Source organism: Citrobacter sp. SX206, assembly GCF_024181025.1.
Lineage (GTDB): Bacteria > Pseudomonadota > Gammaproteobacteria > Enterobacterales > Enterobacteriaceae > Citrobacter > Citrobacter youngae.
The window spans coordinates 424,548-445,697 of record NZ_CP049738.1 but is presented as its reverse complement, the minus strand read 5'-3'; the positions used below and the strand labels follow the sequence as shown (position 1 = coordinate 445,697).

20 protein-coding genes are annotated in these 21,150 nt (G+C 50.6%); 19 read left to right on the top strand and 1 reads right to left on the bottom strand.

Annotated elements, in window-relative coordinates:
* The first annotated feature begins 121 nt into the window (after positions 1 to 121).
* The 12 genes from G8S19_RS02200 to G8S19_RS02145 all read left to right on the top strand — a co-directional run bounded on the left by G8S19_RS02200 (position 122) and on the right by G8S19_RS02145 (position 10,594).
* Positions 122 to 1,096, top strand: a complete 975-nt coding sequence (locus G8S19_RS02200) for an MDR family oxidoreductase (protein ID WP_172742026.1) — start codon at positions 122 to 124, stop codon at positions 1,094 to 1,096.
* A 119-nt stretch (positions 1,097 to 1,215) separates the two neighbouring features.
* A complete protein-coding gene (gene msrP, locus G8S19_RS02195) occupies positions 1,216 to 2,220 on the top strand; it encodes a protein-methionine-sulfoxide reductase catalytic subunit MsrP (protein WP_048213460.1) in 1,005 nt (334 codons plus the stop codon).
* The gene (gene msrQ / locus G8S19_RS02190) at positions 2,221 to 2,820 is read left to right on the top strand and encodes a protein-methionine-sulfoxide reductase heme-binding subunit MsrQ (RefSeq protein ID WP_048213461.1); all 600 of its coding nucleotides are present in this window, start codon (positions 2,221 to 2,223) and stop codon (positions 2,818 to 2,820) included. It abuts the gene before it with no gap.
* A 392-nt stretch (positions 2,821 to 3,212) separates the two neighbouring features.
* Complete coding sequence (gene accB / locus G8S19_RS02185; protein ID WP_005121378.1) at positions 3,213 to 3,683, top strand: acetyl-CoA carboxylase biotin carboxyl carrier protein; 471 nt, start codon at positions 3,213 to 3,215, stop codon at positions 3,681 to 3,683.
* A gap of 10 nt (positions 3,684 to 3,693) precedes the next feature.
* Positions 3,694 to 5,043, top strand: coding sequence for an acetyl-CoA carboxylase biotin carboxylase subunit (gene accC, locus G8S19_RS02180; RefSeq protein WP_003025213.1), 1,350 nt, complete (start codon positions 3,694 to 3,696; stop codon positions 5,041 to 5,043).
* A gap of 107 nt (positions 5,044 to 5,150) precedes the next feature.
* Complete coding sequence (locus tag G8S19_RS02175; RefSeq protein ID WP_048213462.1) at positions 5,151 to 5,393, top strand: YhdT family protein; 243 nt, start codon at positions 5,151 to 5,153, stop codon at positions 5,391 to 5,393.
* Positions 5,383 to 6,834 carry a sodium/pantothenate symporter gene (gene panF, locus G8S19_RS02170; RefSeq protein ID WP_048213463.1) on the top strand — a complete coding sequence of 484 codons (1,452 nt, stop codon included), beginning with the start codon at positions 5,383 to 5,385 and terminating at the stop codon, positions 6,832 to 6,834. Before G8S19_RS02175 ends, panF begins: the two co-directional genes overlap by 11 nt.
* 11 nt (positions 6,835 to 6,845) lie before the next feature.
* Entirely contained in the window at positions 6,846 to 7,727 is an 882-nt protein-coding gene (prmA, locus tag G8S19_RS02165) for a 50S ribosomal protein L11 methyltransferase (RefSeq protein WP_003025221.1), read from the top strand.
* Between the two features lie 360 nt (positions 7,728 to 8,087).
* Positions 8,088 to 9,053 carry a tRNA dihydrouridine synthase DusB gene (dusB, locus tag G8S19_RS02160; protein ID WP_003025224.1) on the top strand — a complete coding sequence of 322 codons (966 nt, stop codon included), beginning with the start codon at positions 8,088 to 8,090 and terminating at the stop codon, positions 9,051 to 9,053.
* Positions 9,054 to 9,078: 25 nt separating this feature from the next.
* Positions 9,079 to 9,375 carry a DNA-binding transcriptional regulator Fis gene (gene fis / locus G8S19_RS02155; protein WP_000462905.1) on the top strand — a complete coding sequence of 99 codons (297 nt, stop codon included), beginning with the start codon at positions 9,079 to 9,081 and terminating at the stop codon, positions 9,373 to 9,375.
* Positions 9,376 to 9,462: 87 nt separating this feature from the next.
* Complete coding sequence (gene yhdJ / locus G8S19_RS02150; protein ID WP_253686602.1) at positions 9,463 to 10,347, top strand: adenine-specific DNA-methyltransferase; 885 nt, start codon at positions 9,463 to 9,465, stop codon at positions 10,345 to 10,347.
* An 82-nt stretch (positions 10,348 to 10,429) separates the two neighbouring features.
* Entirely contained in the window at positions 10,430 to 10,594 is a 165-nt protein-coding gene (locus G8S19_RS02145) for a DUF2556 family protein (RefSeq protein ID WP_048213464.1), read from the top strand.
* Between the two features lie 53 nt (positions 10,595 to 10,647).
* Here G8S19_RS02145 and envR read toward each other — a convergent pair whose 3' ends face one another.
* Positions 10,648 to 11,304, bottom strand: a complete 657-nt coding sequence (gene envR / locus G8S19_RS02140; RefSeq protein WP_061068709.1) for an acrEF/envCD operon transcriptional regulator — start codon at positions 11,302 to 11,304, stop codon at positions 10,648 to 10,650.
* 412 nt (positions 11,305 to 11,716) lie between these two features.
* Here envR and G8S19_RS02135 point away from each other — a divergent pair, with 412 nt between their 5' ends.
* The 7 genes from G8S19_RS02135 to G8S19_RS02105 all read left to right on the top strand — a co-directional run bounded on the left by G8S19_RS02135 (position 11,717) and on the right by G8S19_RS02105 (position 21,109).
* On the top strand, positions 11,717 to 12,877 hold the full coding sequence (locus tag G8S19_RS02135; RefSeq protein WP_101741930.1) for an efflux RND transporter periplasmic adaptor subunit: 1,161 nt from the start codon (positions 11,717 to 11,719) through the stop codon (positions 12,875 to 12,877).
* 11 nt (positions 12,878 to 12,888) lie between these two features.
* The gene (locus G8S19_RS02130) at positions 12,889 to 16,002 is read left to right on the top strand and encodes an efflux RND transporter permease subunit (protein ID WP_115642772.1); all 3,114 of its coding nucleotides are present in this window, start codon (positions 12,889 to 12,891) and stop codon (positions 16,000 to 16,002) included.
* Positions 16,003 to 16,271: 269 nt separating this feature from the next.
* Positions 16,272 to 16,493, top strand: coding sequence for a membrane protein (locus tag G8S19_RS02125; RefSeq protein WP_048213468.1), 222 nt, complete (start codon positions 16,272 to 16,274; stop codon positions 16,491 to 16,493).
* Between the two features lie 460 nt (positions 16,494 to 16,953).
* Positions 16,954 to 17,979, top strand: coding sequence for an amino acid ABC transporter substrate-binding protein (locus G8S19_RS02120; RefSeq protein WP_199970434.1), 1,026 nt, complete (start codon positions 16,954 to 16,956; stop codon positions 17,977 to 17,979).
* A 69-nt stretch (positions 17,980 to 18,048) separates the two neighbouring features.
* Complete coding sequence (locus G8S19_RS02115; RefSeq protein ID WP_101741933.1) at positions 18,049 to 19,230, top strand: amino acid ABC transporter permease; 1,182 nt, start codon at positions 18,049 to 18,051, stop codon at positions 19,228 to 19,230.
* 9 nt (positions 19,231 to 19,239) lie between these two features.
* Positions 19,240 to 20,343: an amino acid ABC transporter permease gene (locus G8S19_RS02110; protein WP_048213471.1), complete on the top strand. Its 1,104-nt coding sequence runs from the start codon at positions 19,240 to 19,242 to the stop codon at positions 20,341 to 20,343.
* Between the two features lie 7 nt (positions 20,344 to 20,350).
* Positions 20,351 to 21,109, top strand: a complete 759-nt coding sequence (locus G8S19_RS02105; RefSeq protein WP_061068714.1) for an amino acid ABC transporter ATP-binding protein — start codon at positions 20,351 to 20,353, stop codon at positions 21,107 to 21,109.
* Positions 21,110 to 21,150 lie beyond the last annotated feature (41 nt).

The window sequence follows — 21,150 nt, the reverse complement described above, 5'->3', positions numbered from 1 at the left end:
GCATACTACCAAATCAGGTATATCTGGCAATTTATTGCGCAGAATCGGCATCATGTTTTAATTAGCGAGTATAGTCTTCACAGATAATTTTCCAATCCACTATACGAATTGAGGACAGGTTATGCAGGCTTTGATCTTAGAACAGCAGGACGGAAAAACCCTCGCATCCGTTCAACCCCTCGACGAAAATCAGCTACCTGAAGGCGATGTGACGGTGGATGTTCACTGGTCGAGCCTGAACTATAAAGATGCCCTCGCCATCACCGGTAAGGGTAAAATTATCCGCAATTTTCCGATGATTCCTGGTATCGATTTCGCCGGAACCGTACGCACAAGTGAAGATCCTCGTTTTCATGCAGGTCAGGAAGTCTTACTGACCGGATGGGGCGTGGGTGAGAATCATTGGGGGGGACTGGCCGAACGCGCTCGTGTGAAAGGCGATTGGCTGGTTGCGCTGCCAAAAGGACTGGACGGTCGCAAATCCATGGTCATCGGTACCGCCGGTTTTACTGCCATGCTGTGCGTCATGGCGCTTGAAGATGCCGGTATCCGCCCGGAAGACGGCGAAATCGTCGTCACTGGTGCCAGCGGTGGCGTAGGCAGTACTGCCGTTGCGCTGCTGCACAAACTGGGTTACCAGGTTGCGGCAGTATCGGGCCGCGAAAGCACCCACGACTACCTGAAAAGCCTGGGAGCCAACCGCATTCTGGGTCGTGATGAGTTTGCTGAATCTCGTCCGCTGGAAAAGCAACTGTGGGCGGGTGCCATTGATACCGTTGGCGACAAAGTGCTGGCAAAAGTACTGGCGCAGATGAACTATGGCGGCTGCGTTGCCGCCTGTGGCCTGGCTGGCGGTTTTGCGCTACCCACCACGGTGATGCCGTTTATTCTGCGCAACGTGCGCTTACAGGGCATCGACTCCGTGATGACGCCTCCGGATCGTCGTGCACAGGCCTGGCAACGTCTGGTTAACGACCTGCCAGAGTCGTTCTTTACCCAGGCAGCGACAGAAATCACGCTTGCCGATGCGCCGAAGTTCGCCGATGCCATCATCAATAACCAGGTGCAGGGCCGTACGCTGGTGAAAGTGAAATAAAACAATTTGCAGATACAAATTTACATTTAATTAACTAAATTTCTCTGCACATTGACGGACTCCCTGCCATAGTAACTACGCGCCAGTATGAGCCTTTGCGCGTATGTCGGGAGTCCGTTATGAAGAAAATACGTCCATTCACTGAAGCCGATGTAACAGCCGAGTCGGCTTTTTTTATGCAGCGCCGCCAGGTGCTGAAAGCGCTGGGTATCAGCGCCGCCGCTTTGTCTTTGCCCTTTTCTGCCGAGGCCGATCTTCTGAGCTGGTTTAAAGGCAATGACCGTCCGCCCGCGCCTGCCGGTAAACCCCTTGATTTCACCAAGCCGGCAGCCTGGCAAAATACACTTCCTTTAACACCAGAAGATAAGGTTTCTGGCTATAACAACTTCTACGAATTCGGCCTCGACAAAGCCGATCCTGCAGCCAATGCCGGCAGTCTGAAAACCGATCCCTGGACGCTGAAAATCAGCGGTGAAGTCGCTAAACCGTTGACGCTCGATCATGATGCCTTAACCACCCGCTTCCCACTGGAAGAGCGTATATATCGAATGCGCTGTGTTGAAGCCTGGTCGATGGTCGTACCGTGGATTGGTTTTCCTTTACATAAACTGTTAGCGCTGGTTGAACCCACCAGCAATGCAAAATATGTCGCGTTCGAAACACGTTATGCCCCTGAAGAGATGCCGGGACAGAAAGATCGCTTTATTGGCGGTGGGTTAAAATATCCTTATGTTGAAGGGCTACGTCTGGATGAGGCCATGCACCCGCTCACGCTGCTTACAGTGGGCGTGTATGGCAAGGCACTTCCACCACAAAATGGTGCCCCTATTCGCTTAACGGTGCCATGGAAATACGGGTTTAAAGGCATTAAGTCGATCGTCAGTATTAAACTGACGCGTGAACGCCCGCCAACCACCTGGAATATGGCTGCGTCCGATGAATACGGTTTTTATGCCAATGTGAATCCTCATGTCGATCATCCCCGCTGGTCACAAGCGACTGAACGCTTCATCGGCGCGGGCGGCATACTGGATGTACAGCGCCAGCCCACGTTGCTGTTTAACGGCTATGCAAAGGAAGTCGCTTCCCTGTACCGAGGTCTCGATCTGCGGGAGAATTTTTAAGTGCGCCTGACTGCAAAACAGATTACCTGGCTGAAAGTTTGCCTGCACCTTACCGGACTTTTACCGTTTCTCTGGCTATTTTGGGCGGTAAATCATGGGGGACTGAGCGCCGATCCGGTCAAAGACATTCAGCACTTTACCGGTCGGACAGCTCTGAAATTCCTACTGGCTACCTTGCTGGTGGCGCCGTTGGCGCGCTACGCTAAACAGCCATTATTGATACGCACTCGTCGCCTGTTAGGGCTATGGTGTTTCGCCTGGGCGACGTTACATTTAACCAGCTATGCGCTACTGGAATTAGGCATTAATAACCTGGCATTGCTGGGGCGGGAACTTACTACTCGACCTTATTTGATGCTGGGTATTTTCAGCTGGGTCATTTTATTCGCCCTCGCCTTGACCTCTACACAGGCAGCCCAGCGAAAACTGGGTAAATATTGGCAGTATCTGCACAACTTCGTCTATCTTGTGGCGATCCTGGCACCCATACATTATTTGTGGTCGGTAAAAATTATCTCTCCGCAACCGATTATTTATGCCGCACTTGCAGCGGTGCTGTTAGCCTGCCGCTACAAGAAGTTTCGCCAGTGGTGGCGGTAGTTACACGATATGTGCAGTACGTTGCAAAACACAGACGAACCCATGTTCTTTACATGCCAGCGGTTGATTATCTTCCCTGATAAGACCAGTATTTAGCTGCCAATTGCTACGAAATAGTTATAATGTGCGCCTTTGCTCTCCCCGGTAGCGTTTTTACAGCGCAGAAAGGGTGACAATCGCATATTGAAGGTATATTTTGTCTTTTACCCGAAAATGGCAGAAGATAGCCGCACAATGACTAACAAGTCTGGCAATCTCATATAATGGCCGCAGCACGCAGTGCAACGCCTGAGATGCGTGGCATCTTGTCACTCACTGTTATAAAAATGCTATACAGACGGCGGTAAAACGCCTGTCACAATCTCACTAAACAAAGAGTACGGAACCCACTCATGGATATTCGTAAGATTAAAAAACTGATCGAGCTGGTTGAAGAATCAGGCATCTCCGAACTGGAAATTTCTGAAGGCGAAGAGTCTGTACGCATCAGCCGTGCAGCGCCAGCTGCAAGTTTTCCAATGATGCAACAGGCTTATGCTGCACCAGTGATGCAGCAGCCAGCTCTGTCTAACGCTGTCGCACAAACTGCCACTCCAAGTATGGAAGCGCCGGCAGCAGCGGAAATCAGTGGTCACATCGTACGCTCCCCAATGGTTGGTACGTTCTACCGCACCCCGAGCCCGGATGCTAAAGCGTTCATCGAAATCGGCCAGAAAGTGAATGCGGGCGATACCCTGTGCATCGTTGAAGCCATGAAAATGATGAACCAGATCGAAGCCGACAAATCCGGCGTAGTGAAAGCGATTCTGGTAGAAAGTGGTCAACCGGTAGAATTTGACGAGCCGCTGGTCGTCATCGAATAACGAGGCGAACATGTTGGATAAAATTGTCATCGCTAACCGCGGCGAGATTGCCTTGCGTATTCTTCGTGCCTGTAAAGAACTGGGCATCAAGACTGTCGCCGTGCACTCAAGCGCGGATCGCGATTTAAAACACGTATTGCTGGCGGATGAGACGGTCTGTATTGGCCCGGCTGCGTCCGTAAAAAGCTATCTGAACATCCCGGCAATCATTAGCGCCGCTGAAATCACCGGCGCAGTGGCAATCCACCCGGGTTATGGCTTCCTCTCTGAGAACGCCAACTTCGCTGAACAGGTAGAACGTTCTGGTTTTATCTTCATCGGCCCGAAAGCCGACACTATCCGCCTGATGGGCGACAAAGTGTCCGCGATCACCGCGATGAAGAAAGCTGGCGTACCGACCGTTCCAGGCTCTGACGGCCCGCTGGGCGATGACATGGACGCTAACCGCGCTCATGCTAAACGTATCGGCTACCCGGTTATCATCAAAGCCTCCGGCGGCGGCGGCGGTCGCGGTATGCGCGTCGTGCGCAGCGATGCCGAACTGGCACAATCCATCTCCATGACCAAAGCGGAAGCGAAAGCGGCTTTCAACAACGACATGGTTTACATGGAGAAGTACCTGGAAAACCCACGCCACATCGAAATTCAGGTGCTGGCTGACGGTCAGGGTAACGCGATTTATCTGGCTGAACGTGACTGCTCCATGCAGCGTCGTCACCAGAAAGTCGTCGAAGAAGCACCTGCGCCGGGTATTACCCCGGAACTGCGTCGCTACATCGGCGAGCGTTGCGCCAAAGCGTGCGTTGATATCGGCTATCGCGGGGCAGGTACTTTCGAGTTCCTGTTCGAAAACGGCGAGTTCTACTTCATTGAGATGAACACCCGTATTCAGGTTGAACACCCGGTAACCGAAATGATCACCGGCGTTGACCTGATCAAAGAGCAGCTGCGTATCGCGGCAGGACAACCGCTGTCCATCAAGCAGGATGAAGTTGTGGTTAAAGGCCATGCGGTAGAATGCCGTATCAACGCCGAAGACCCGAACACCTTCCTGCCAAGCCCGGGTAAAATCACGCGTTTCCACGCGCCGGGTGGCTTTGGTGTGCGCTGGGAGTCTCATATTTACGCAGGCTACACTGTACCTCCGTACTATGACTCAATGATCGGTAAGCTGATTTGCTACGGCGAAAACCGCGACGTAGCGATCGCCCGTATGAAAAACGCATTGCAGGAACTGATCATCGACGGTATCAAAACCAACGTTGATCTGCAGATCCGCATCATGAATGACGAGCACTTCCAGCATGGTGGAACCAATATCCACTATCTGGAGAAAAAACTCGGACTTCAGGAAAAGTAAGCATGCGTTAACCGAAAAGGCCGGAAATTCCGGCCTTTTGTTTTTCTCCCCTCCCGAACGCGCCATAAGGTACAATCCCCGCTTTCTTTATCCACAAGGGACAAAAAATGGACGCTCGTTTTGTTCAGGCCCATAAAGAGGCGCGCTGGGCGCTGTGGCTGACCCTTTTATATCTTGCCACATGGTTAGTAACCGCTTACTTACCAGATTCCACGCTCGGTTTTACCGGCTTACCGCACTGGTTCGAAATGGCCTGCCTGCTAACGCCGCTGGTTTTCATCGTACTGTGCTGGGCGATGGTGAAGTTTATCTATCGCGACATTCCGTTGGAGGATGACGATGCAGCTTGAAGTTATTTTGCCGCTGGTCGCCTATCTGTTGGTGGTCTTCGGTCTCTCTGTTTACGCTATGCGTAAGAGATCGACCGGTACTTTCCTGAACGAATATTTCCTCGGCAGCCGCTCGATGGGCGGGGTCGTGTTAGCCATGACGCTAACGGCAACCTACATTAGCGCCAGTTCGTTTATTGGCGGCCCTGGCGCGGCTTATAAATACGGATTGGGATGGGTATTACTGGCGATGATCCAGTTGCCTGCCGTCTGGCTCTCTTTGGGGATCCTCGGGAAGAAATTCGCCATTCTGGCGCGCCGTTATAATGCCGTTACCCTTAACGACATGCTGTTTGCCCGCTACCAGAGCCGTCTACTGGTGTGGCTGGCAAGTCTTAGCCTGCTGGTCGCGTTTGTCGGAGCAATGACCGTACAGTTTATTGGCGGCGCACGTTTGCTGGAAACGGCTGCGGGTATTCCTTACGAAACCGGTCTGCTGATCTTTGGCGTCAGTATCGCTTTATATACGGCATTCGGCGGATTTCGCGCCAGCGTACTGAACGACACCATGCAAGGCATGGTAATGCTGATTGGGACTATCGTTCTGCTGGTCGGCGTCGTTCATGCCGCCGGCGGCCTTAGCAATGCGGTAGTAACCCTGCAAACCATCGATCCGAAACTGGTCTCACCGCAGGGCGCGGATGACATTCTGTCACCCACGTTTATGACCTCATTCTGGGTACTGGTGTGTTTCGGCGTGATTGGACTGCCGCATACGGCGGTACGCTGTATCTCCTATAAAGACAGTAAAGCGGTACACCGTGGGATTATCATCGGCACCATCGTGGTGGCGATCCTGATGTTTGGCATGCATCTGGCGGGTGCGTTGGGACGTGCGGTGATCCCTGACCTGACGGTACCGGATCTGGTGATCCCGACCCTGATGGTCAAAGTGTTGCCACCGGTAGCTGCCGGGATCTTCCTCGCGGCACCCATGGCCGCGATCATGTCAACGATCAATGCCCAATTGCTGCAAAGTTCCGCTACGATCATTAAGGATCTGTACCTGAACCTTCGTCCGGAACAGTTGAAAAACGAAACCCGGCTGAAACGCATGTCGGCCGTGATTACCCTGCTGCTCGGCGCGTTACTGCTGCTGGCCGCCTGGAAACCGCCAGAGATGATTATCTGGCTCAACCTGCTGGCGTTTGGCGGATTGGAAGCGGTCTTCCTGTGGCCGCTGGTGCTGGGCCTGTACTGGGAGCGAGCAAACGCGACTGGCGCATTGAGCGCGATGATTGTCGGCGGCGTGTTGTATGCCGTACTTGCTACCTTTAACGTTCAGTACCTGGGCTTCCATCCGATCGTGCCCTCGTTGCTGATAAGTTTGCTGGCTTTCCTGGTCGGAAACCGTTTCGGTTCTACCGTCCCGCAAGCTGCCATATTGACTACTGATAAATAAAGAGTTTTGCCATGCCATGGATCCAACTGAAACTGAACACAACGGGTGCTAACGCAGAAGAGTTAAGCGATGCACTGATGGAAGCGGGCTCCGTTTCCATCACTTTCCAGGATACGCATGATACGCCGGTGTTCGAGCCTCTGCCGGGCGAGACTCGCCTGTGGGGCGATACCGATGTTATCGGCTTGTTCGACGCAGAAACCGACATGAAAGAAGTCGTTGCCATTCTGGAGCAGCATCCGCTGCTGGGTGAAGGCTTCGCGCATAAAATCGAACAGCTTGAAGATAAAGACTGGGAACGCGAATGGATGGATAACTTCCATCCGATGCGCTTTGGCGAACGCCTGTGGATTTGCCCGAGCTGGCGCGATGTCCCGGATGAGAATGCCGTCAATGTAATGCTGGACCCGGGTCTGGCGTTTGGTACTGGTACTCACCCTACTACTTCTCTGTGTCTGCAATGGCTGGACGGTCTCGATCTTAACGGCAAAACGGTTATCGACTTTGGCTGCGGCTCCGGCATTCTGGCCATTGCGGCATTGAAACTGGGCGCAGCGAAAGCCATCGGCGTGGATATCGATCCACAAGCGATTCAGGCCAGCCGTGATAACGCCCAGCGTAATGGCGTTTCTGAGCGTCTGGAGCTTTATCTGCCGAAAGACCAGCCAGAAGCCATGAAAGCCGACGTGGTGGTCGCCAACATCCTCGCGGGCCCATTACGTGAACTGGCGCCGTTAATCAGCGTACTGCCCGTTGAGGGCGGTCTACTGGGGCTTTCGGGCATTCTTGCCAGCCAGGCGGAAAGCGTCTGTGAGGCCTATGCCGATCTCTTTACACTCGATCCGGTCATCGAAAAAGAAGAGTGGTGCCGTATTACCGGTCAGAAAAAATAATCGTCACGCGTTACTATCGCTAACCCCAAAATCGCTTTCGTTTTCGCAAAATGATTTGCGGAAATGAGAGCGAGATCGCATTACAAAGTCACTATTTGTACACAAAAACAGCTTTTTATCCTGATGTCCTGAGCCTGAGCGCAATAAAAAAAGAGAAGTTTTCGGAATTTATAAACGGATGATAAATTAGCGCAACTACGTATCCAAATGATTATTAAAGCTTTTAATTTGAAACTGTGTACTTAGTCAGCAATTCATTGATCCACCTCAGTGGATTGGTCAAAGTTTGGCCTTTCATCTCATGCAAAAAATGCGTAATATACGCCGCCTTGCAGTCACAGTATGGTCATTTCTTAACTCATGCGCATCGGACAATACCAGCTCAGAAATCGCCTGATCGCAGCACCTATGGCTGGCATCACTGACAGACCATTCAGGACGCTGTGCTATGAGATGGGAGCAGGATTGACGGTATCCGAGATGATGTCTTCTAACCCGCAGGTTTGGGAAAGCGACAAATCTCGTTTACGTATGGTGCACGTTGATGAGCCAGGAATTCGCACGGTGCAAATTGCCGGTAGCGATCCTGTTGAGATGGCTGATGCCGCACGTATTAACGTGGAAAGCGGCGCCCAGATTATTGATATCAATATGGGGTGTCCGGCTAAAAAAGTGAATCGCAAGCTCGCAGGTTCAGCCCTCTTGCAGTACCCGGATTTAGTGAAATCGATACTAACCGAGGTCGTCAATGCAGTGGACGTTCCTGTCACACTCAAGATTCGCACCGGCTGGGCTCCGGAACACCGTAACTGCGTAGAGATTGCCCAACTGGCTGAAGACTGTGGCATTCAGGCTCTGACCATTCATGGACGCACCCGCGCCTGTTTGTTCAATGGAGATGCTGAGTACGACAGTATTCGGGCAGTTAAGCAGAAAGTTTCCATTCCGATTATCGCGAATGGCGACATTACTGACCCGCATAAAGCCAGAGCTGTACTCGACTATACGGGGGCGGATGCCCTGATGATAGGACGTGCAGCTCAGGGAAGACCCTGGATCTTTCGGGAAATCCAGCATTATCTGGACACTGGGGAGCTGCTGCCCCCGCTGCCTCTGGCAGAGGTGAAGCGCTTGCTTTGTGCGCATGTTCGGGAATTGCACGACTTTTATGGTCAGGCAAAAGGGTACCGAATTGCGCGTAAACACGTATCCTGGTATCTCCAGGAACACGCTCCGGATGACCAGTTTCGGCGCACATTCAACGCCATTGAAGACTCCAGCGAACAGCTGGCGGCGTTGGAGGCATACTTCGAAAATTTTGCGTAAACAGAAATAAAGAGCTGACAGAACTATGTTCGAACAACGCGTAAATTCTGACGTACTGACCGTTTCTACCGTTAACTCTCAGGACCAGGTAACTCAAAAGCCCCTGCGTGACTCGGTTAAACAGGCACTGAAGAACTATTTTGCTCAATTGAATGGTCAGGATGTTAACGATCTCTATGAGCTGGTACTGGCTGAAGTAGAACAGCCCCTGTTGGACATGGTGATGCAATACACCCGCGGTAACCAGACCCGTGCTGCCCTGATGATGGGCATCAACCGTGGTACGCTGCGTAAAAAACTGAAAAAATACGGCATGAACTGATACTAATCAGCGAAATGTTTGTTTTAAAAGGCGCTACTCGGCATGGGGAAGCGCCTTTTTTATTCGCGTCACGCGGAGGCTTTGGTGATGAAAGCGAGATGTGAACCTGTCTACTTTGGTGATGAATCAAAAAAGATAATCCAGGGTGATGCGCTGACTGAACTGAAAAAGCTGCCGTCTGAAAGCATCGATCTGATCTTTGCCGACCCACCTTATAACATCGGGAAAGACTTTGACGGGTTGGTAGAATCCTGGGACGAAGAGAGCTTTCTGGCCTCGCTGTTCGAGTGCATTGATGAATGCCATCGAATATTAAAGCCACAAGGCACCATGTACATCATGAACAGTACGGAGAACATGCCGTACATCGACCTCAAATGTCGACAGCTTTTTACCATCAAGAGCCGTATTGTGTGGGCCTATGATAGCTCAGGGGTACAGGCCAAAAAGTACTTTGGCTCCATGTATGAACCGATCCTGATGATGGTCAAAGACCCAAAAAGTTATACATTTAACCGTGATGATATTTTGGTTGAAGCGAAAACCGGGGCGAAACGCGCGCTAATAGACTACAGAAAAAACCCACCTCAGCCCTACAATCATAAAAAAGTACCCGGTAATGTCTGGGAGTTTCCACGTGTTCGCTACCTGATGGATGAATACGAAAACCACCCCACGCAGAAACCCAAAGCCCTGCTGGAGCGCATCATTCTGGCTTCCTCCAACCCAGATGACAAAGTGCTGGATCCGTTTGCCGGTAGCTTCACAACCGGTGCCACTGCCATGGAATTAGGTCGCAAGTTTGTCGGGATTGAAATCAATGCCGAATACGTAAAAATGGGGCTCAGAAGATTGAGTATTGGTTCTCATTTTTCAGAGAATGAGCTTGCAAAGGTGAAAAAGCGCAAGACGAAAAACCTGTCTAAAAAGAGTCGATTACCGGAAAAGAGCGGTGGAATTTCAGCAAAGTAAAAGCATTGTAAGTCTGCTTTTCAGCTTTTAGATTTCGTGTATATTCCCTGCACGCTTGGGCATGAATACACAGGATTTGGTAATGATTCGCAAGTATTGGTGGCTGGTTGTTTTTGCTGTCTTTGTTTTTCTTTTTGATGCGCTACTCATTCAGTGGATAGAGTTGATGACAACAGAGCACGATAAGTGCCGGAATATGAACTCAGTAAATCCCCTCAAGCTGGTCAACTGTATCGACCTCGAATAGTACGTCCGGTGACTTACCGTTCTGCAACTGCCGTCAGTCCATGGCGGCAGAAACTAGCCAGCCTGATCCTCACCCTGAATCAATTGCAGCATGCAGCCATCAGGGCTTAACATTTTTAATACATTATCAACTAATACTGGCGCTTGTTTATAAAGATCATAACTCATTGGATTAATGAGCCAGTTCTTAACAATGCCACTAAAACTCCCATGAAGAATAATTATTATAACGTCTAAATCAAGGCTGGTTGCGATAAGCCCATCGTCCATACATTTCTGCAAGGCAATGCGCATACCCAGATGGTTGATACCAATTTTTTCACGAATAGTCTGTTCCGATATCATATCATTATGGAATTCACATTTATGATATAAAATCTGCATTAATGCCTGCTGTCGAGGATTCTCAGCAATATATTGCAAACCCACAACTAATCTTTCTTGTAGCCGCTGTAGTGGGTTATCTCCCCAACGGCCCACGAGCCGCTCCTGAATAAGATCGCGCAAGGGCGGCTGCTGTAACCAAAGCTCATTAAAAAGCTGCGTTTTATTTTCGAAATGCCAATAGAGCGCTCCCCGCGTAACGTTGGCCGCATCAGCAATGTCGTTGAGCGTCGTATTGCTTACGCCGCGCGCGGCAAACTGCGCTATCGCTGTTTCAATCAGGTGCTGCCGCGTTTTGAGAGCATCAGCTTTCGTTCTTCTGGCCATGGTTCCGACTGTCCGGAGTAGAGTGGAGAATGATTAACTTTCTTATCTAATATTTGCTAAACGAAATAAATGTATCACTTAGCGTTTATTTAGACGAGGTCTAAAAGCGTTAATTGCTGACATTGCACACGAATAAACAAAGCATATAAAAACCTTAAATACATTCACCAACCAAATACTTATTTCAATATGTATTTATGCGCATCATAGTATTGCTATTAACACCATAATAAAACAGCAGAGGATTAATCTTTTTTTGTTTTTATGTGCCGTGTGCCGCGCCCATAAATAAGTATTGCTTACATCGCAAGCTAATAATTTGTAGGATAGCCAACTATTATTTTTCTTGTGCGCGTTATCGCCTCTGCGTTACCCGGTTAATAACGAGCGTTCGGTTTTTTAAGGAATAGAAATGACGAAAAATGCCAGGTTTTCACTCCTGCCCTCATTCATCATCATCTCCGCTGCATTACTCGCCGGTTGTAACGATCAGGGAGAAACACAAGCTCATCCCGCAGAGCCGCAGGTGACTGTCCATGTCGTCGAAAAGGCGCCCTTAGCCGTGACGACCGAATTACCCGGGCGCACAACGGCATTTCGTATCGCAGAAGTCCGTCCTCAGGTTAGCGGGATTGTACTTAAACGGAATTTCACTGAGGGAAGCGATGTTGAAGCCGGTCAGTCGCTTTATCAGATCGACCCCGCGACTTACCAGGCTGACTATGACAGCGCCAAAGGCGAGCTGGCAAAGAGTGAAGCGGCGGCAGCTATCGCGCATTTAACGGTAAAACGTTATGTTCCGCTGGTAGGCACTAAGTACATCAGCCAGCAAGAGTACGATCAGGCCATTGCTGATGCCCGCCAGGCCGATGCTTCCGTAATCGCAGCAAAAGCCGCGGTCGAAAGCGCACGTATTAACCTGGCCTACACCAAAGTGACATCGCCCATTAGCGGACGGATCGGTAAATCTAACGTCACCGAAGGCGCATTAGTCACGAATGGCCAGGCGACTGAGCTTGCTACCGTTCAACAGCTTGATCCTATTTACGTCGACGTAACGCAGTCCAGCAATGACTTTATGCGCCTCAAACAGTCAGTTGAGCAAGGGAGCCTGCATAAAGACAGCGCCAGCAGTACCGTCGAACTGGTGATGGAAAATGGTCAGTCGTACCCGCTGAAAGGCTCTTTGCAATTTTCTGACGTGACGGTTGATGAAAGTACCGGATCCATCACCCTCAGGGCCGTCTTCCCTAACCCGCAGCACACGCTGCTGCCGGGCATGTTCGTGCGTGCGCGCATTGATGAAGGTGTTCAGCCAAATGCCATTCTCGTTCCGCAGCAGGGGGTAACGCGTACGCCTCGCGGCGATGCCACCGTGATGGTCGTTAACGATAAAAGTCAGGTTGAGTCTCGCGCCGTTGTTGCCGCACAAGCCATTGGCGACAAGTGGCTCATCAGCGAAGGTCTGCAACCGGGTGACAAAGTTATCGTGAGCGGCTTACAGAAAGCACGCCCTGGCGTCCAGGTTAAAGCAACTGCCGACACCGAAATCTCTGCCACGAAAGCCCAATAAGGTAACCGGACATGGCTAACTTTTTTATCAGGCGTCCTATCTTTGCCTGGGTACTGGCCATCATTCTGATGATGGCGGGTGCTCTGGCAATCATGCAGCTCCCCGTGGCGCAGTACCCAACCATTGCACCTCCTGCGGTCGCTATTACCGCAACCTATCCAGGTGCGGATGCGCAGACGGTACAAGATACTGTTACGCAGGTTATCGAACAGAATATGAACGGTATCGATAACCTGATGTATATGTCCTCCACCAGCGATTCCGCTGGAAGTGTGACCATCACGCTGACCTTCCAGTCCGGTACCGACCCCGATATCGCCCAGGTTCAGGTGCAAAATAAACTGCAGCTCGCCACACCTTTACTGCCGCAGGAAGTCCAGCAGCAGGGGATCGGCGTTGAGAAATCCAGCAGCAGCTTTTTAATGGTCGCGGGGTTTGTTTCTGATAACCCGCAAACCACACAGGATGATATTTCCGACTACGTTGCCTCTAACGTTAAAGACTCAATCAGTCGTCTTAATGGCGTGGGTGACGTACAGCTGTTTGGTGCACAGTATGCTATGCGCATCTGGCTGGATGCGAACTTGCTGAACAAGTACCAACTTACGCCGGTTGATGTGATCAATCAGTTGAAGGTCCAGAACGATCAGATCGCCGCAGGTCAGTTAGGCGGTACGCCAGCATTACCTAACCAGCAGCTTAACGCTTCTATCATTGCGCAAACGCGACTGAAAGATCCTGAAGAGTTCGGCAAAGTCACTTTACGCGTAAACAGCGATGGTTCAGTTGTTCACCTGAAGGACGTTGCACGGATCGAGTTGGGTGGTGAGAACTACAACGTGGTGGCGCGTATTAACGGTAAGCCTGCGTCCGGCCTCGGTATTAAGCTGGCAACCGGGGCAAACGCGCTGGATACCGCTAACGCTATCAAAGCCAAACTGGCTGAGTTGCAACCGTTCTTCCCGCAGGGAATGAAGGTGGTCTATCCGTACGACACCACGCCGTTTGTGACCATCTCCATCCACGAAGTGGTAAAAACGCTGTTTGAGGCGATCGTGCTGGTGTTCCTGGTCATGTATTTGTTCCTGCAGAACATCCGGGCAACGCTCATTCCAACCATCGCTGTCCCCGTCGTATTGTTAGGCACATTTGCCGTACTTGCCGCGTTTGGCTACTCAATAAACACCCTGACGATGTTCGGGATGGTGCTCGCCATCGGTCTATTGGTCGATGATGCGATAGTGGTAGTGGAAAACGTCGAACGTGTGATGATGGAAGATAATCTGCCGCCTAAAGAGGCGACGGAAAAATCCATGTCACAAATTCAGGGAGCGCTGGTCGGCATCGCTATGGTGCTGTCTGCGGTCTTTATCCCGATGGCCTTTTTTGGTGGGTCGACAGGTGCTATCTACCGGCAGTTCTCCATCACCATTGTTTCCGCCATGGCGCTTTCTGTTCTGGTCGCGCTGATCCTGACTCCCGCGCTTTGCGCAACGCTGCTGAAGCCGGTATCGGCTGAACATCACGAGAAAAAAAGCGGTTTCTTTGGCTGGTTTAATGCCAAATTCGATCACAGCGTCAACCACTACACCAATAGTGTCAGCGGTATTGTGCGTAAAACCGGGCGTTACCTGGTTGTCTACCTGATCATCGTGATCGGAATGGCGGTGCTGTTTATGCGTCTGCCGACCTCCTTCCTGCCGGAAGAAGATCAGGGCGTATTTATGACTATGATTCAGCTCCCGGCGGGGGCAACACAAGAGCGCACCCAGAAAGTGCTGGATCAGGTCACCCAGTATTATCTGAACAATGAGAAAGCTAACGTCGCAAGCGTCTTCACGGTTAACGGCTTTAGCTTCAGCGGTCAGGGACAAAACTCAGGTCTGGCGTTCGTCAGCCTCAAGCCCTGGGATGAGCGTAGCGGAGAGGAAAACAGCGCCGAAGCGGTTATTGCACGCGCCACTCGCGCCTTCAGCCAAATCCGCGATGGCCTGGTCTTCCCCTTCAACATGCCGGCGATTGTTGAATTGGGTACTGCAACCGGCTTCGACTTCGAGCTGATCGATCAGGGCGGTCTGGGACATACGGCATTAACGCAAGCCCGTAACCAACTGCTGGGTATGGTGGCTAAACACCCAGATTTGTTAGTCCGCGTGCGTCCGAACGGCCTGGAAGATACCCCTCAGTTCAAACTGGATGTCGATCAGGAGAAAGCACAAGCACTGGGCGTTTCGCTGTCGGACATTAACGAGACCATCTCTGCATCGTTGGGCGGCTATTACGTCAATGACTTTATTGACCGCGGCCGAGTGAAGAAAGTGTACGTTCAGGCGGATGCTAAATACCGCATGCTGCCAACGGACATCAGTAATCTGTATATCCGCAGTGCCAATGGCGAAATGGTTCCGTTCTCTGCGTTCAGCGCATCGCATTGGGTTTACGGCTCACCGCGCCTGGAGCGTTACAACGGCATGCCATCGATGGAAATACTGGGGGAAGCCGCGCCGGGTCGAAGTACGGGTGAAGCAATGGCACTAATGGAAAGCCTCGCAGAAAAGCTGCCAAACGGTATTGGTCATGACTGGACGGGTATGTCTTATCAGGAACGACTGTCGGGTAACCAGGCACCTGCACTTTATGCCATCTCGCTAATCGTCGTCTTCCTTTGCCTGGCCGCGTTGTATGAGAGTTGGTCGATTCCCTTCTCCGTCATGCTGGTTGTACCGCTCGGTGTGGTAGGCGCACTGTTAGCTGCATCAGTGCGTGGGATGAATAACGACGTCTACTTCCAGGTGGGTCTGTTAACCACTATTGGCCTCTCGGCGAAGAACGCCATCCTGATCGTCGAATTTGCCAAAGACCTGATGGATAAAGAGGGCAAAGGATTGATAGAAGCCACTCTGGAGGCATCGCGCATGCGTCTTCGTCCAATCCTGATGACATCCCTGGCGTTTATTCTGGGGGTTATGCCTCTGGTTATCAGCCATGGTGCAGGTAGCGGTGCGCAGAATGCTGTTGGTACCGGTGTTATGGGGGGGATGCTCACCGCAACATTGTTAGCGATCTTCTTCGTTCCCGTCTTCTTCGTTGTCGTTAAACGGCGTTTTAGCCGGCACCACGAATAATTTGTAAAATAAAGGCGTCCATAGACGCCTTTTTACATGATGATGAGTTCTTTATTTATTAATGAGATAGACATTTAATTTTGCTGAAGCATTGCAGAACAAACTTTCAGGTGCCCCATTTTATCCATTATTTTTACAATCCACATGAATTGAGATTATTCCTCATGTCAGTCTTTTTTTAAGCAGTGGTAAAATAGCAGTCGAGTTCGCAGATGGCTGAGCGTTTACCTTTGCTCAATTAGCGAAACGCTTATTTTTGAGGTAACACCATGAAAAGATTAATACCCGTTGCACTGCTTACCGCATTACTGGCTGGCTGTGCACACGATTCCCCTTGTGTGCCTGTCTATGACGATCAAGGGCGTCTGGTTCATACCAATACCTGTATGAAAGGCACCACGCAGGATAACTGGGAAACTGCAGGAGCGATAGCCGGTGGTGCAGCCGCTGTTGCCGGCTTGACGCTTGGGATAGTTGCCTTGACGAAATAAAAAATCATAAAAGCGCGGCCGTTACCGCGCTTTTAGCAATACGAATTAAATCTTAATATAAGACAAAATGTTAGTTCATGGCATCATTCATAAAATAAAATTATTATAGATTCGCTTCACATATCCATGAACTCAAATTAGCATTTTCTGTATTCTTCGTTATAACGCACATCCCTTTCATTATTCTCACGCTACGGATATTCACGCCCGAAATCGTTATCATGCGTCCTGTCTTATTTTTAAATTTTTTGCGCCGAAATGTGGCTTACGTTTCAATTTTGCACCACTTCAGGGCGCTGCATTTATTCTTTCCTGTCTACACTCTGCATATTGCGTCGAATAATCGTGCGCAAAAACCTGGCACTACCTTTGCTTAGAAGAGTATGGCCATAGCCACAGACAGGTAAAAGACGTTTTAAGAACGTTTCCATAACAATAATTCCTCCACACAGGATGCTCTATGAAAAAGATGATAATAGCCAGCCTGGCTGCGGCCGGCGTGCTGCTTGCGGTTACAAATCAGGCACATGCCGGCGCAACTCTCGATGCCGTACAGAAAAAGGGTTTTGTGCAATGTGGTATCAGTGATGGCCTGCCTGGTTTTTCTTACGCTGATGCAAGCGGTAAGTTCTCAGGTATTGATGTCGATGTATGTCGTGGCGTTGCCGCTGCCGTATTTGGTGATGACAGCAAAGTAAAATATACCCCACTCACAGCCAAAGAACGCTTCACCGCGTTACAGTCTGGTGAGGTCGATATGCTTTCCCGTAATACCACATGGACCTCTTCTCGCGATGCCGGAATGGGAATGTCTTTCACTGGCGTAACGTATTACGACGGCATCGGTTTTCTTACCCACAATAAAGCGGGCCTGAAGAGCGCTAAAGAGCTGGATGGCGCAACGGTTTGTATTCAGGCAGGAACAGATACTGAACTGAATGTGGCCGACTACTTTAAAGCCAATAAAATGAAGTATACCCCTGTCACCTTTGACCGTTCTGATGAGTCCGCTAAAGCTCTCGAATCAGGGCGCTGCGATACGCTTGCCTCCGACCAGTCTCAGTTGTACGCCCTGCGGATCAAACTGAGCAACCCCGCAGAATGGATTGTACTGCCAGAAGTTATTTCTAAAGAGCCACTGGGGCCAGTCGTGCGTCGTGGTGACGACGAGTGGTTCTCGATTGTTCGCTGGACGTTGTTCGCTATGCTGAACGCCGAAGAGATGGGGGTTAACTCGAAAAATGTTGACGAAAAAGCGGCAAATCCTGCAACACCGGATATGGCGCACCTGCTAGGTAAAGAGGGGGATTATGGCAAGGATCTGAAACTTGATAACAAATGGGCTTACAACATTATCAAGCAGGTAGGTAACTACTCGGAGATCTTTGAGCGTAACGTTGGATCGGAAAGCCCGCTGAAGATCAAGCGTGGGCAGAACAACCTCTGGAATAACGGTGGCATTCAGTATGCACCACCCGTGCGCTAATGCGCAGTGATGCAACGAGCGCCGCAACTGCGGCGCTCAGCCCAGAGTCATAGTTACCGAGGTTTTCTTATGTCCCATCGCCGCTCAAACGTAAAAGGATCGTTATCCTTTTCTAACCCTGCGGTCCGCGCCTGGTTATTTCAAATACTCGCTGTGATTGCGGTCGTTAGCATTGCGATCTATCTCATTCATAACACCATTAATAACCTGAGCAGTCGCGGTATTACCTCGGGATTTTCTTTTCTCGAACGCAGTGCCGGATTTGGTATCGTCCAGCATCTGATTGATTACGAGCAAGGCGATACATATGGCCGCGTCTTTATCGTCGGTCTGCTTAATACGCTATTAGTCTCTGCGTTGTGCATTGTTTTCGCATCATTTCTCGGCTTTTTTCTCGGGTTGGCACGGCTGTCGGATAACTGGTTACTACGAAAGCTCTCTACGATTTATATCGAAACGTTCCGCAATATCCCGCCATTGCTGCAGATCTTCTTTTGGTATTTTGCCGTATTGCGGAATTTGCCCGGACCGCGGCAGGCTGTTAGTGCCCTGGATCTGGTCTTTCTGAGCAATCGCGGGCTCTACATTCCGGCACCACAGATGGGAGAAGGCCTGATTACCTTCTGTGCCGCAATCATGCTTGCCGTCATCATCACCATTGGGTTATTTCGCTTCAACAAAATGCACCAGACCAAAACAGGCCAGTTGCGCCGAACATGGCCAACAGCCCTGATGCTAATCGTGTTTCTACCGATGATTTCACATTGGATTTTCGGTGCGGCGCTGCACTGGGATATCCCTGAACTACGCGGGTTTAACTTCCGTGGCGGTATGGTGCTTATTCCCGAACTGGCTGCCCTGACGCTGGCGCTTTCGGTGTATACCTCAGCGTTTATTGCTGAAATTATCCGGGCGGGGATTCAGGCTGTTCCTTATGGCCAACATGAAGCAGCACGCTCGCTGGGCCTGCCAAATCCGGTAACGCTGCGCCAGGTGATCATCCCACAGGCGCTGCGCGTCATCATTCCCCCATTGACCAGCCAGTATCTGAATATCGTCAAGAACTCCTCTCTCGCAGCCGCCATTGGCTATCCGGATATGGTGTCATTGTTTGCCGGTACTGTGCTCAATCAAACAGGACAGGCCATCGAAACTATCGCCATCACCATGTCGGTGTACCTGATCATCAGCCTGAGCATTTCTCTGTTGATGAATATTTATAACCGCCGCATCGCACTGATTGAGCGCTAAGGAGCCATGATGACAAAAGCACTGCTGTCTCGCCCCGCGCGCCCGAGCAGTAACCAGGCAAGTCGCATTCTATTTTGGGTACGTAAAAACCTGTTCTCTAGTTGGTCAAACAGCCTGCTCACATTGCTATGCGTGTGGCTTATTTGGTCGTTCCTTCCCCCGCTGTTGAACTGGGCATTCCTGCAGGCCAACTGGGTCGGTTCTAGCCGGGCCGATTGTACAAAAGCAGGGGCTTGCTGGGTTTTCATCCATGAACGCTTCGGGCAATTTATGTATGGACTGTATCCACACGATCAACGCTGGCGCGTCAATCTGGCTCTGATTATTGGTCTGCTTTCCTTCATCCCGATGTTCTTGAAAATCATCCCTCACCGTGGCCGCTATATCGCCGTCTGGGCCGTCATTTATCCAGTGGTGGTTTGGTGGCTAATGTACGGGGGTTTTTTCGGGCTTGAGCGCGTAGAAACTCGCCAGTGGGGTGGATTAACACTGACGCTTATCATCGCATCCGTGGGTATTGCAGGCGCGCTTCCGTGGGGCATTTTACTGGCGTTAGGCCGCCGTTCTCATATGCCGATCGTGCGTGTTTTATCGGTCATTTTCATTGAGTTCTGGCGTGGTGTGCCGCTTATAACCGTCCTGTTTATGTCCTCAGTCATGCTCCCGCTATTTATGTCGGAGGGTACAACTATCGACAAACTTATTCGGGCACTGGTTGGTGTCATTCTCTTCCAGTCAGCCTATGTTGCTGAAGTGGTACGCGGAGGATTACAGGCCTTACCAAAAGGTCAATATGAAGCGGCTGAATCACTGGCGCTTGGGTACTGGAAAACGCAGGGGTTGGTTATTCTTCCCCAGGCGCTGAAGCTGGTCATTCCCGGCCTGGTCAATACCATCATCGCGCTATTCAAGGATACCAGCCTGGTCATTATCATCGGCCTGTTTGATCTCTTTAGCAGCGTCCAGCAAGCAACTGTCGACCCGGCCTGGCTGGGAATGTCGACAGAAGGATATGTTTTCGCTGCACTGATTTACTGGGTTTTCTGTTTCAGCATGTCGCGTTATAGCCAGCATCTGGAAAAACGTTTTAACACCGGGCGTACACCGCACTGAGGAATTTATGAGCCAACTAGTAATGCCGTCCACTGACGCGATGATTACGCTGGAAAACGTCAACAAATGGTATGGGCAGTTTCATGTCCTGAAAAATATCAACCTGCAGGTAAAACAGGGAGAACGTATCGTATTGTGCGGGCCTTCTGGTTCCGGAAAATCGACGACTATTCGCTGTATTAACCATCTGGAAGAACATCAGCAAGGGCGTATTGTCGTGGATGGAATCGAGCTCAACGAAGATATCCGCAATATCGAACGTGTCAGACAGGAAGTTGGCATGGTCTTTCAGCACTTTAATCTCTTCCCTCATTTAACGGTTCTGCAAAACTGCACACTGGCTCCTATTTGGGTGCAAAAGATGCCGAAGAAAGAAGCCGAAGTGCTGGCAATGCACTACCTTGAGCGGGTCCGCATTGCTGAACATGCACATAAATATCCCGGGCAAATTTCCGGTGGTCAGCAACAGCGTGTCGCTATTGCGCGCTCGCTGTGTATGAAACCCAAAATCATGCTGTTTGACGAACCCACGTCAGCGTTAGATCCCGAAATGGTAAAGGAAGTGCTGGATACGATGATTGGCCTGGCGCAATCGGGAATGACAATGCTGTGTGTAACACATGAAATGGGGTTCGCCCGCACGGTAGCGGATCGGGTGATCTTTATGGATCTTGGAGAGATTGTCGAACAGGCGCCTCCAGATGAATTTTTTGCCCATCCTAAATCCGAACGAACCCGTGCCTTTTTATCGCAGGTTATACATTAACGCCCAATTGCCTGCACGTATCAGACCGACAGAAATATCAA

What these genes read in the sequence shown, in the direction of transcription:
- G8S19_RS02110 (WP_048213471.1), top strand. Translation starts at nt 19,240, where the DNA reads ATGACAAAAGCACTGCTGTCTCGCCCCGCGCGCCCGAGCAGTAACCAG.
- accB (WP_005121378.1), top strand. Translation starts at nt 3,213, where the DNA reads ATGGATATTCGTAAGATTAAAAAACTGATCGAGCTGGTTGAAGAATCA.
- fis (WP_000462905.1), top strand. Translation starts at nt 9,079, where the DNA reads ATGTTCGAACAACGCGTAAATTCTGACGTACTGACCGTTTCTACCGTT.
- panF (WP_048213463.1), top strand. Translation starts at nt 5,383, where the DNA reads ATGCAGCTTGAAGTTATTTTGCCGCTGGTCGCCTATCTGTTGGTGGTC.
- msrP (WP_048213460.1), top strand. Translation starts at nt 1,216, where the DNA reads ATGAAGAAAATACGTCCATTCACTGAAGCCGATGTAACAGCCGAGTCG.
- G8S19_RS02105 (WP_061068714.1), top strand. Translation starts at nt 20,351, where the DNA reads ATGAGCCAACTAGTAATGCCGTCCACTGACGCGATGATTACGCTGGAA.
- G8S19_RS02175 (WP_048213462.1), top strand. Translation starts at nt 5,151, where the DNA reads ATGGACGCTCGTTTTGTTCAGGCCCATAAAGAGGCGCGCTGGGCGCTG.
- G8S19_RS02200 (WP_172742026.1), top strand. Translation starts at nt 122, where the DNA reads ATGCAGGCTTTGATCTTAGAACAGCAGGACGGAAAAACCCTCGCATCC.
- G8S19_RS02145 (WP_048213464.1), top strand. Translation starts at nt 10,430, where the DNA reads ATGATTCGCAAGTATTGGTGGCTGGTTGTTTTTGCTGTCTTTGTTTTT.
- G8S19_RS02130 (WP_115642772.1), top strand. Translation starts at nt 12,889, where the DNA reads ATGGCTAACTTTTTTATCAGGCGTCCTATCTTTGCCTGGGTACTGGCC.
- yhdJ (WP_253686602.1), top strand. Translation starts at nt 9,463, where the DNA reads ATGAAAGCGAGATGTGAACCTGTCTACTTTGGTGATGAATCAAAAAAG.
- accC (WP_003025213.1), top strand. Translation starts at nt 3,694, where the DNA reads ATGTTGGATAAAATTGTCATCGCTAACCGCGGCGAGATTGCCTTGCGT.
- G8S19_RS02125 (WP_048213468.1), top strand. Translation starts at nt 16,272, where the DNA reads ATGAAAAGATTAATACCCGTTGCACTGCTTACCGCATTACTGGCTGGC.
- prmA (WP_003025221.1), top strand. Translation starts at nt 6,846, where the DNA reads ATGCCATGGATCCAACTGAAACTGAACACAACGGGTGCTAACGCAGAA.
- G8S19_RS02120 (WP_199970434.1), top strand. Translation starts at nt 16,954, where the DNA reads ATGAAAAAGATGATAATAGCCAGCCTGGCTGCGGCCGGCGTGCTGCTT.
- envR (WP_061068709.1), bottom strand. Translation starts at nt 11,304, where the DNA reads ATGGCCAGAAGAACGAAAGCTGATGCTCTCAAAACGCGGCAGCACCTG.
- dusB (WP_003025224.1), top strand. Translation starts at nt 8,088, where the DNA reads ATGCGCATCGGACAATACCAGCTCAGAAATCGCCTGATCGCAGCACCT.
- G8S19_RS02135 (WP_101741930.1), top strand. Translation starts at nt 11,717, where the DNA reads ATGACGAAAAATGCCAGGTTTTCACTCCTGCCCTCATTCATCATCATC.
- G8S19_RS02115 (WP_101741933.1), top strand. Translation starts at nt 18,049, where the DNA reads ATGTCCCATCGCCGCTCAAACGTAAAAGGATCGTTATCCTTTTCTAAC.